General features: G+C 65.7%; 9 protein-coding genes. All 9 read right to left on the minus strand.

Annotated elements, in window-relative coordinates; genetic code table 11:
• Positions 1-722 precede the first annotated feature (722 nt).
• The 9 genes from ACD584_RS21385 to ACD584_RS21425 all read right to left on the minus strand — a co-directional run bounded on the left by ACD584_RS21385 (position 723) and on the right by ACD584_RS21425 (position 10761).
• Positions 723-1256 carry a hypothetical protein gene (locus ACD584_RS21385; RefSeq protein ID WP_076036889.1) on the minus strand — a complete coding sequence of 178 codons (534 nt, stop codon included), beginning with the start codon at positions 1254-1256 and terminating at the stop codon, positions 723-725.
• A gap of 237 nt (positions 1257-1493) precedes the next feature.
• A complete protein-coding gene (locus ACD584_RS21390) occupies positions 1494-3758 on the minus strand; it encodes a methyl-accepting chemotaxis protein (RefSeq protein ID WP_076036890.1) in 2265 nt (754 codons plus the stop codon).
• Between the two features lie 449 nt (positions 3759-4207).
• Positions 4208-6220: a chemotaxis protein CheA gene (locus ACD584_RS21395; protein ID WP_076036891.1), complete on the minus strand. Its 2013-nt coding sequence runs from the start codon at positions 6218-6220 to the stop codon at positions 4208-4210.
• A gap of 33 nt (positions 6221-6253) precedes the next feature.
• Positions 6254-6619 carry a response regulator gene (locus ACD584_RS21400; RefSeq protein ID WP_002806565.1) on the minus strand — a complete coding sequence of 122 codons (366 nt, stop codon included), beginning with the start codon at positions 6617-6619 and terminating at the stop codon, positions 6254-6256.
• Positions 6616-6924 (minus strand): lipid asymmetry maintenance protein MlaB, encoded by a 309-nt coding sequence (locus ACD584_RS21405; protein WP_011037055.1) that lies wholly within the window; start codon positions 6922-6924, stop codon positions 6616-6618. The genes ACD584_RS21400 and ACD584_RS21405 overlap by 4 nt, the downstream gene beginning before the upstream one ends.
• A 97-nt stretch (positions 6925-7021) precedes the next feature.
• On the minus strand, positions 7022-8257 hold the full coding sequence (locus tag ACD584_RS21410) for a chemotaxis protein CheW (protein ID WP_076036892.1): 1236 nt from the start codon (positions 8255-8257) through the stop codon (positions 7022-7024).
• Positions 8254-9036: a ParA family protein gene (locus tag ACD584_RS21415; RefSeq protein WP_070693146.1), complete on the minus strand. Its 783-nt coding sequence runs from the start codon at positions 9034-9036 to the stop codon at positions 8254-8256. Before ACD584_RS21415 ends, ACD584_RS21410 begins: the two co-directional genes overlap by 4 nt.
• Before the next feature lies 1 nt (position 9037).
• A complete protein-coding gene (gene motD, locus ACD584_RS21420; RefSeq protein ID WP_076036893.1) occupies positions 9038-10012 on the minus strand; it encodes a flagellar motor protein MotD in 975 nt (324 codons plus the stop codon).
• Between the two features lie 8 nt (positions 10013-10020).
• The gene (locus tag ACD584_RS21425; protein ID WP_012438311.1) at positions 10021-10761 is read right to left on the minus strand and encodes a flagellar motor protein; all 741 of its coding nucleotides are present in this window, start codon (positions 10759-10761) and stop codon (positions 10021-10023) included.
• Positions 10762-11434: the final 673 nt, after the last annotated feature.

Raw genomic sequence — 11434 nt, forward strand, 5'->3', positions numbered from 1 at the left:
GGAATGTGTGACAGGCTTAAGTCGAATAGCGACCAGATCGCAGAAATGTTGAGCGCGACTTGACACTCAATGTGCTAGCGCATTACGCATTCAGCGGCTGCGGGGTGCCAAACGGCCGGCGGTGCACCAATCGATTGCACGCAGCGCACTGAACGTCGGCGCCGTGGCGGCCTCGGCAATTGAAGGTGTGCAACACACTGGGCGTCGCGTTGGCATCGCTGGGTGACCTGCGTGCTGCCGCGGCGAATGTGATGGGCGGGCAGCTAAGGAGCTGAGACCCGGCGCGCGTTTGCATCATCAGGGCGCTGGACGATCGTTGCACGCATGCCAGCGCTGGCTACCGCAGACACTAGTGTCGGAGCAGCGGTCTCGTGACGCACTGACATCTTCGTGCGGCTGCTGCACGGCTGCTGGATTTTCAGCGAAGCCACGCGTTACCCACTTGGCAAGCAGTAGCTGCCAGTGGCGCGCGACATCTCTGACCTCCGCGTCTGATCTACGAGGCGAGGGCGATCGGCAGGGCTAAAGGTGGCGCCGCCTGCGCTTTTGTTGATCGCAAGTCCTGCCGTGTGGTCGGCAACACCGTGAATCCATCGCTGGTTACGCTGCGCAACCGCAACTGCACACGTGCTTCGAGTAAGCGCTGGCGTGGATCGGCAATGAGCGCTGCATGCATTGCGATGGCAGGGCCGCGCGCGATGCGCTGCGGCCTTGCCGCGACCTCAACGGCGCGGAATGCTGCTCACGCTGGCGACCGATTGCTGCAGGGTCTGCAGTTCGGTCCACAGCAGGTGCCGCGTGTCGCCGGCATAGCCCAGCGACAACGCCTGGGCAGTATGCAGATCGCCATCGTGCAGGGCGCGATTGGCTTGCCGGTGTTGCGCCAGGTACTGGCCCAGTTGCTGCTGCACACGCGCGAACTGCTGCGCCTGTTCGCCTTGCGGCACGGTGGCCTGGACGTAGCCTGCGTGGCGCGCGATGCGTTGACGCAGATTGCCCAGGCGTTCGTCGTAGGCGTCGATGCGGGCTGGGTCGTGCGCGGCGGCAAGCTGTGCACGCTGCGTGTTGCGCAGTTGCACCAGGTCGATCGCCAGCGACTGCAGCGCGCCCACCGGGACGTTGTCCAGCAACACCGATGCCGGCGCCGCCGGCGTTGCCAGTGACGGCGGCAACGACACGCAGGCCGCCAGCATGGCCACGCCGAGCGCGCAGCCCAACAGGTGGTGCGCAGAACGAATGGACTTGGTGGTGTGCATGCGGGCTTCCTCGACGTGGTGCGGGCCAGACAGCCTTCATTGCTGTCTGTATCGGCCGCAGGAGGGTGTGCTTGATCACCTTTCGACCAACGGCGGGGTCGAGGAATACCGGCTGCCGGGGCGCGGACCATCGTCCGGTGGCCGCCACATAGCAAAACGCCCCGACAGGATCGGGGCGTTTTGAGCTGCGCTGACACTCCCGTCCTGGCGACGGCCAGGCAGTTGCGCGGTTACCGCTTAGAACTCGTGCCAGCTTGAGTCCCCAGCGGCAGCCGTTACGGCGGCCACCGGACGTGCGGCAGCACGCGGCTTGGCAGATGCGGGCTTTGTGCTCGCAGCCTGCTTGCTGGCCGGCGCCTTGCCGGCAACACGCGTGGCCGTGGGCAGGCTGGCAACCGCCACCGGTGCACTCTGCTGCTGCAGCTTGAAGATCGACACCGCATCGGACAACTGGCCGGCCTGTTCTTCCATCGAACGCGCAGCCGCAGTGGCTTCTTCGACCAAAGCGGCGTTTTGCTGGGTGGCTTCGTCCATCTGGGTCACGGTGAGGTTGACCTGCTCGATACCGGACGACTGCTCCTGCGAGGCGGCAGAAATCTCGCCCATGATGTCGGTCACACGCTGCACGCTGGCGACGATCTCGGCCATGGTGGTGCCGGCCTGGTCCACCAGCGCCGAGCCTTCGGCCACCTTGCTCACCGAGTCGTCGATCAGGTGCTTGATCTCTTTCGCCGCACCGGCCGAGCGCTGGGCCAGCGTGCGCACTTCCGAAGCGACCACGGCAAACCCGCGGCCTTGTTCGCCGGCACGCGCGGCTTCCACCGCGGCATTCAAGGCCAGGATATTGGTCTGGAACGCAATGCCGTCGATGACGCTGATGATCTCGGCGATCTTCTTCGATGACACTTCGATGCCGGACATGGTGGTGACCACTTGCGCCACCACCGCGCCGCCTTGCGAGGCGACCGATGCCGCACCGATCGCCAGCTGGTTGGCCTGGCGCGCATGCTCGGCATTCTGCTTGACGGTAGAGGTGAGCTCTTCCATCGAGGCAGCGGTTTCTTCCAGATTCGCTGCCTGCTGCTCGGTGCGCTGCGAGAGATCGTTGTTGCCGGCCGCGATCTCGCTGGCGGCCGCATTGATCGACACCGTGGCGTGCTGGATGCGCCCAACAATGCCGGACAGCTGCTCGGTGGTGGCGTTGGCGTCGTCACGCATCTGCGCAAACACGCCGTGGAAGTCGCCGTGCATGCGTTCGGTCAGGTCACCGGCGGCAATGGCTTGCAGCACCTTGGACAACGCACCGAGGTTGCCATCGGCAGTGGCCATCAACTGGTTGAGGCTTTCCACCATCGCCAGAAAATCATGCTGAAACCGCTGCGTGTCGCCGCGTACGCTGAAGTCGCCATTGGCGGCCGCCTGCGCGAGCAGCTGGATCTGGCTGTTCATCGCCGAGAGGTTGCGCTTGACCGCATCCATGGTGTCGCTGAGCACGGCCTTCTCGCCGGGCAGGCGGTCCATGTCCTGGCTCATGTCGCCGATGGCATAGCGCGACATGATCTGCGCCAGTTTCATCTTGACTTCGATATGCGAAGCGACCAGTGCATTGGTATCGCGCACCATGCTGCCGTACTCGCCGGGAAACGCCGCCTGATCCATGCGGAAGCTGATCTGGCCGGCGTCGTGCCGGCGCGCCATGTCCTGCTGCGCGGCTGCTACCGCCTTGAGCTGATCCTGCATGCCGCGCATGCTGGTCAACAATTGGCCAGGTTCGTCGCCCGGTTGTGGGCCGATCGGGTTATCTAGCTTGCCGTGCGCGATGGCCTCGGCCACCTGCGTGGCCTGCTTGAGCGGACGCACCAGGCTGCGCGAAATCAGCCACGCCAACGCGGCGGCCAGGCCGGCCGCGAGCAGGCCGAAGGCGATCAATGCACGGTTTGCCAGCGCAACGCTGCTCAAAATGGTGTCGGCACCGGCGGCATTCTGCTGGTTCTGCAATTCCACCGCGGCGGCAATCGCCTTGGAGCGACGCTCAAGCAATGGCTGCGCCTGGCCGCTGAGCAGCCGCTTTGCACCCTCCAGGTCGCCAGCGCGCACCAGGTCGAGCAGGCGGCCGTTGGTGGCGCGTGCAGCGGTGAGGCTGTCTTCGATGGCCTGCCGTGCGCGCATGCCGTCGCTGTTGGTTGGTAGTTGTTTCAACGCCGCCCACAGCTGCGCGTAATGTGCGCGATTGGCCTTGAGCTGCGCATCGACGGCCGGCAGCTGTTGCGGGCTTGCCAGCATAAAGTCGCGCAGATAACGCTCGCCGAGCATGTTGCTCTCGCGCATTTGGTTGAGCAGCGCCGCCTTGCGGTTATTGACTTCGACGATGATCGCGACCTGGTGTTTGACAGTCTTGAACTCGTACAGCGCCAGGGTGGTGGAGCCGGCAAGTAAGACGATCAGCAACGCGAATGCCGACGCCAGGCGTCGCCCGACGGTCATGGAATGCAGAAATTTCATGGTGTTTCTCTAAGGGAAGGGTGAAAACAGATACACCGGTAGCGTTCGCCAGCTGAAATTCTGAAGCGTCTTGCTGCAGTGCAGCATGCTTGCGTTCATGGTTTCACTTCGGCAAGGCAAGCGTTGCCGAGCGCACGCATGCTGGCTGCGATGCGTGACCTGCCCTGATGGAGACCGCGATGCTTACGCGTGAGTGTCGATAAGAGCGCACACGCGCAAACAAAAGCCCCGACATCGCTGCCGGGGCTTGAGCGTATTGGCCGCTTTGGAAGCGGCGCTACACAGACGATCCGGACAAAGGGCCAGGATCTACCGTCGGTCGTCGTGGGCCGAACGGGTGTTACGGATGCCGGCAGTCCCCAGACTGCCGGCGATCGCTCCGGCGCACATCGTGCAGCGATGGCGTGGTGGAGCCTTACTGCCGCGGCATCCACGCCGCGGCGACTGCATTACGCGGCCTGCGGCACCTTCAGCGAGCGCACCAGGCCACCGATGTCCACGATCAGCGAGACGCGACCATCGCCGAGGATGGTGGCGCCGGAGACGCCCGGAATCCGGCGGTAGTTGTTCTCGATGTTCTTGACCACGACCTGCTGCTGACCGAGCAGTTCGTCCACTTCCAGCGCGATCTTCTGGCCGTCGCCTTCGACAACCACCACCAGCGATTCCTTGGAGGACTGTTGTCCGCCGAAACCGTAGTAATTGGTGAGCGACAGGATCGGCAGATACTCGCCCCGGACCCGCAGCACCCGGCCGTCACCGGCCATCGAGCGGACATCTTCCGGCGCCGGCTGCAGCGCTTCGAGCACGTAGGACAGCGGCAGGATCAGGGTTTCGCCGGCAACCGACACGGTCATGCCGTCCAGGATGGCCAGGGTCAGCGGCAGACGGATCAGCACGCGAGTCCCGCTGCCGGCGTTGCTTTCCAGCTGCACTTCGCCACCCAGGCCCTGGATGTTGCGACGGACCACGTCCATGCCCACGCCACGACCGGACAGGTCGGTGACGGCATCGGCGGTGGAGAAGCCCGGTGCGAAGATCAAATCCCACACCTGCGAATCAGTCGGGTTGTCCGGCACGGCAATGCCGCGTTCGGCCGCTTTTTCCAGGATCTTGGCGCGATTGAGGCCACGGCCGTCGTCGCTGACTTCGATCACGATGTGACCGCCCTGGTGCGATGCCGCCAGGGTGATGGTGCCGGTTTCGTCCTTGCCGGAGGCGCGGCGCGCATCGGGCATTTCCAGACCATGGTCGATCGAGTTGCGCACCAGGTGCACCAACGGATCGGCAATCTTTTCGATCAAGCCCTTGTCCAGTTCCGTGCTTTCGCCAATCGTGCGCAGACGCACCTGCTTGCCGAGGCGGCTGGAGAGGTCGCGCACCAGACGCGGGAAGCGGCGGAACACCGCGTCCACGGGGAGCATGCGCACGCCGATGACTGCTTCCTGCAGATCGCGGGTGTTGCGTTCGAGCAGATCCAGGCCGGCAAACAACTGTTCGGCATGCGCCGGGTCCAGGCCGGTGGAGACCTGCTTGAGCATGGCCTGCGTAATCACCAGTTCGCCGACCAGGTTGATCAGCGCATCGACCTTGTCGACGCTGACGCGGATGGAGCTTTCGGCTTCGGCAGCGGCGGCCTTGGCAGGCGTGGCGGCCGCAGCAGCAGGTTCTGCAGCGGCGGCAGCCGGAGCAGCGGCCACGGCGGTCGGTGCACTGCTTGCGGCAGCGTCCACGGCCAGGCTCGGCGGCGGGCCGGGCACCGCCATCGGGCGGATGTCCAGCTCGCAGTCGTCCACGACCCAGGCAAAGGTGTCTTCGATCTTGCTGCGCGGAATCTTGCCGATCAGGCCCAGATCCCAGGCCAGGTAGGCTTCCAGCGGGTCGATGTTCTCAAAGCCCGGCATGCGCTCCAGACGCGCGGCGATCTGCAGCGGACCAAGATGCTCCAGCTCGCGGATGATGCGCAGCGGGTCGTTGCCGCTCATGAACAGCGACGGCGCCGGGGTAAAGCCGATGTGCCAGGCTTCGGGTTCTTCTTCCTTCGGCTTGGCGACGGCCACGGCGGCCGGCGCTTCGCCGGCGAGCACCGCGTTCAAGCGGGTGTGCACGGCCTTGACCGCAGCCGGGTCGGCCGGGGTGCCGTGTTCGGCTTCGCGCAACAGGGCGCGCAGCACGTCGACCGAGCCGAGCATGGCGTCGACCGCATTGGGCTCGAGCTGGCGCTTGTTGGAGCGCAGCTCGTCCAGCAGCGTTTCCAGCACGTGGGTCAGGCCGGCGACGGCTTCAAAGCCGAAGGTCGCCGCACCGCCCTTGATGGAGTGCGCGGCGCGGAACACCGAGTTGATGATTTCCGGGTCGCGGTTTCCCTCTTCCAGGGACAGCAGCCCGGCCTCCATCGCGTCGAGCCCTTCACGGCTTTCCTCGAAAAAGGTGGCGTGGAAACGTTGCAGGTCCATGCTCATGGGCGTGAAATCCGATCGTGAAACGAGGAAGGGTTAACCCAGGACTTTCTGGACGGTGGCAATCAGCTGTTCGGGATTGAACGGCTTGACCAGCCAACCGGTCGCACCGGCCGCCTTGCCTTCGGATTTCTTGTCGGCTGCCGACTCGGTGGTCAGCATCAGCATGGGCGTGAACTTGTAGTCCGGCAGCTGGCGCAGTTCGCGGATCAGCGAGATGCCATCCATGTTGGGCATGTTCACGTCGGTCACCACCGCATTGAAGCGCTGGCCCTTCGCGCGGCCCAGCGCCACGGCGCCGTCTTCGGCTTCTTCGACGGCAAAGCCGGCAGAGGTGAGGGCGAAAGAGACCATCTGGCGCATCGACGCCGAATCGTCCACCACCAAGATACGTGCGCTCATGCGGCGTTCTCCACAGATTTCAGGTTGTCATTGGATGCGGAAAGTCCGAGCGCGTCAGTGACGCCGAGCAGACGGGCCGCATCTCTAAAAGTGTCGTTGCAGCCATCGAATTCGGTCTGCAGCCCCGCACTGCGGCGGGCCTGCACGAAAGCGCAGAGCAGCTGCACGCTTGCGGTGTGGATGCGCCGGACTTCGCCGGCGTCAAGCACCAGCTCGCCGTCCTGCGTCAGGACTGCAGCCAGTTTTTGCTTGAGGTCGGCGCTGGTCTCGATGCCGAGATCCTCACCCAATATCACTGTGCTCATTGTTGCTCCGAACGGATGGTTCTATGCGTACTAACGGCGGCGGGCGGGAAAGCTTTAACGTTGAATCGGCGCATTGGTGCGCGGCACCATGCGCGCATTAATGCAGCAGGTGGGTGGCGTCGAGCAGGATCATCGGGTGATGGCCCAGGCGTGCCACGCCACGGAACAGGTTGTTGGAAATGCGGCACAGGCGGGCGTTGTCCGGCGGCTCGATCTGGTGATCGGTGAGGCTGGTGACGTCTTCCACCGCCGATACGCGCAGGCCCATGGTTTCGCCGTTCTCTTCCAGCACCACCACGCGGGTGTGCAGGTCCATGTCCACCGGCGATGAGCCCAGGTGGATGCCCAGGTCGATCACCGGCACCACCTGGCCACGCAGGTTCATGATGCCGAGCATGGCGCTGGGCGTACCGCGCAGCGGCAGCAGCGGCACCGGCAACACTACTTCCTGCACCTTGAGCAGTTCCAGCGCATAGGTTTGTTCGCCGCAGCGCAGACGCAGCCAGCGCGTACTGCGCTCGCTGGCACGGCGCTCGGCGTGGATATGTTCGGCCTGGCCCGGTGCCAGCAGTGCCTGCAGGCCCTGGGGGTAGACCGGCGCCGGCGCAGCACGCGCAGGCGCGGGTGCCGGCCTTGGCGGCGCAGGTGCGGGGACGGCCACCGGCGCGGTGTCCAGCCCGAAGGCCGGGTCCGAATCCAGCTCTGCCAGCAGGTCGGCGGCGATCATGTCGGCGCTGGGTTCTGCGCTGGCGAATGCCGGGTCGGCATCCATCTCGGCCATCAGATCTTCAGTGCTCATGAACGCGCTGGGCGCGGCCGTGGCGAAGGCGGGGTCCGCATCCATCTCGGCGAGGAAATCCGCCGCGATATCTGCGGCGCTCGGCGCAGCCACCACCGGCGGGCCGAAGGCGGGGTCGGCATCCATTTCGGCCAGGAAGTCGGCGGCGATGTCGGCGGCACTGGGGGCCACCACGCGCGGCGCGAAGGCCGGGTCGGCATCCATCTCGGCCAGGAAATCCGCCGCGATGTCGTCGGCGCTCGGCGCGGCAACTACCGGCGGGCCGAACGCCGGGTCGGCGTCCATTTCCGCGAGAAAATCGGCGGCGATCGCTTCGGCGCTGAGCACCGGGGCGCTCACCTGCGGTGCTGCAGTGGCCTGCACGGGCGGTTCCGCCAGTGCCAGGTCGTCGGCCTGCGCGAGGTCTGCCTCGGCAGCCAGCGGCGCTGCGCTGGCGACGGCGGTGACCGTGGCCACGTCGATCTCGACGCCGGCATCGTGCAGCAGGCCTTCCAGATAATCGTCCAGCTCACCATTGGCGGTGTGGTTGCTCATGCCGCTTGCTCCATCCGCATCGCGTCATCGGCCAGCACCCATTCCAGCGCGCGGCGATACGCGGACAAGCCGCGGCCCTGGTAATCGGTGGTGGTGGCCGGCACGGTGAGGGCGGCGGCGTTGCAGATGCGTGTATCCATCGGCACCGCGTCTTCCCACACCACCGGGCCGTAGGTGGTCTGCATTTCTTTCAGCGTTTCGTTGCCGGCGCGGGTGCGGCGGTCGAATAGGGTGGGCAGGATCGACACCGGCAAGTCGCGCCGGCGCGAGCGCTGCACCATGTCGGCGGTGCGCACCATGCTGGCCAGGCCGTGCAAGGCGAGCGGTTCGGCCTGGGTCGGCACCACCACGCGGTCGCAGGCGGCCAGCGCGTTGATCATCAACAGGCCCAGCGTAGGCGGGCAGTCGAGCAGGATGTAGTCGTGCTGGCCGGCATGCCGGGCCATGGCGTTCTGCAGGGCCAGGCCCAGGCCAGGCTGGTTGGCGCTGCGGCGCTCCAGCGTGGCCAGGGCGGCCTGTGCGCACACGTAGGACAGGCCGGGGATGGCGCTTTCGTGCGCCAGGCTGGCCAGGTCGCTCGGCGGGGTGCCGAACAGGTCCAACACGCCGCGCGGCGGCGGGTCCACCGCCACGCCGAACGCGCGGGTGAGTGACGAGTGCGGATCGAGGTCGACCAACAGCACCCGGTGCCCGAGCGCGGCCAGGCCGCGACCCAGTGCCAGCGTCGTGGTGGTCTTGCCCACGCCGCCCTTTTGGTTGGCGATTGCCCAGATACGCATCTCACTGCACTCCTTGAATTACGGCGGGGACGGAACTTGTGCCGCTTTCGGTGGTGACGGCCGTTTGGCCGCCGTCAGACTTGGGAAGCTTCGGCGCCCCGGCGGCGGTCGCATGCATCTGCGATGGCGGATCGGGTGCGAGTGAGCCAGCCGAATCAGCGAGGATGATCAACACCACACGCCGGTTCGCATTCCGTCCCGCCTCAGTGCTGTTATCGGCACGTGCGCGGAATTCTCCATAGCCCACCATCGCCAATCGCTGCGGGGCAACGCCGTCGTCGGCAAACAGGTGCACCACGCTGGCGGCACGCGCGGCCGACAGTTCCCAGTTGGAGGGGAACTGCGCGGTGGCGATCGGCTGGTTATCGGTATAGCCCTCCACGCGCACGCCGTTGGGCGCATCGCGCAGCACCGAGGCGAGGGTGGACAGGGTGCCGCGTGCGCTCCCGGCCAGCAGCGCAGAGCCGGTGACGAACAGGATGTCGCTGTTGATCTCCACCTCGATCCACAGATCGCGGCGGCGGATGGTGATGAGTTGCTTGTCGATCAGCGGCGACAGGGTCTTGTTCAACTGCTGCGCCACCGCATCCATCTGCCGCTGCGCGCGCGCCAGCTGCGCCTGATTGCGCAGCGACACCGGCATGCGCATCTGCGCGGCCATCGACGGCAGGATGGTGGGGTCGGTAGGCCCGTTGGAGGCGGCCATCGGCGCGCCGGCCTTGATCACCGAAGGGCGGTCGTAGTCGGCGCCCAGGCTCTGGGTGTTGCCCAGCTGCACGGGGCTTGCGGCCTTGGAGGAGCCACCGAAGGCGGTGGTCAGCGCCTGCGCCATCACCTTGTACTTGCCTTCGTTGAGCGAGGAGATGGCGTACATGACCACGAAGAACGCCAGCAGCAGCGTCATCAGATCGGCATACGGAATCGCCCACGCTTCGTGGTTGCCATGGTCTTCGTGATGTTTGCGACGGCGGGCCATGGCAAGTTCTAATGCAAGTAGCCTGCCAACTTCGACTCGATGTTGCGCGGGTTCTCGCCCTGGGCGATGGCGATCAGCCCTTCGATGGCCATTTCGCGCTCGTTGGTGCTGCAGTGGATGACGCTCTTGAGCTTGGCGGCCACCGGCAGGAACAGCAGATTGGCCGAGGCGATGCCATAGATGGTGGCGGTGAACGCGGCAGCGATGCCGTGGCCGAGCATGGAGGGGTCGGCCAGGTTCTTCATCACCGCCATCAACCCCAGGACCGCACCGATGATGCCCAGCGTGGGCGCATAGATGCCCATGCCCTCGAACACCTTTGCGGCGGCAAGATCCTGGCGCTCCTGGTTGTCGACTTCGATCTCCAGCATGTGGCGCATGGATTCGGGCTCCACGCCATCCACCAGCATCTGCAGCCCTTTGCGCAGGAAGGCATCGTCCTGGCGGCCGAGCTGGTCTTCCAGGCCCAGCAGGCCCTGGCGGCGGGCGATATTGCTCCACTCCACGATGCGCGCCAGCAGCCGCTCGCGGTCGCTGGCCGGCGGCTGGATCACCCAGCGCACAATCTTGAAGGCGCGCCGGAAAACCGCCGGCGAGGTATGCAGCAAGATCGCGGCCACGGTGCCGACGATCACGATCACGAAGGCGGCCGGCGACCACAGCGACGAAATGCCGGCACCTTTCAACACGCTGCCGCCCACGATCGCCACGATCGCAAGCACCAGTCCAATGAGGCTGAGTCTGTCCATGGAAGCGGTATCGGCCCAGGCCGGGCGGACTTGATAGATGCGCGCGGTCCAGTGCGCCAGAAAGTTGTCGTTCTGGGTATGGGTCTTCGAATTGCCGACTGCGCTGAGAGCGGTAGCGCGGCGGGGACCCGTCTCTCGGTCGTGACAGGTCTCGATGAACTCAGTGGTGCCTCAGGTCAGCCCTTGCGTCACCGAGGCGGACATAGAAGACACGACCGACGCGGCACTCAAGCCCCTCTTCCGCCGGGAGAGGGGTTGGGGTGAGGGTACGTCCAGGCGCGGACTGTCGATTGTAGGTTTCGGTGAGGGCGCCAGGCGGCCGGGAATCGAATCTTCGGCGCTACAGACATTCCTTATGACCCGTCATCACGGCACATCCTTGTGATGGCGATAGCAGCCAAGCGGCGTGCGGTTGCCATGTGCTGGAGTGTGCCAACACGCATGTCGATCCCGCTTCTCGCTAAGCTCGGTTGCAAATGATGAAGAGCGTTTCGGTGAGCCGCTTGCGCCTGGTTGCGGGCGAGGGCGTTGGGCGGGCCGCGATCAAGTTGCAGCAGCAGGCAGGCTGTACCGTGCCGCGTGCACGCGTGGCGAGCCCGGCCGCCATCGTGGCGCTTGCAACGCCGCGGGCCTGCTGCGCGGCAGAATGCGCTGGCGCATGAGCTGTGCTACT

This window comes from Xanthomonas sp. NCPPB 2922 (assembly GCF_041520885.1).
Classification (GTDB): domain Bacteria; phylum Pseudomonadota; class Gammaproteobacteria; order Xanthomonadales; family Xanthomonadaceae; genus Xanthomonas; species Xanthomonas campestris.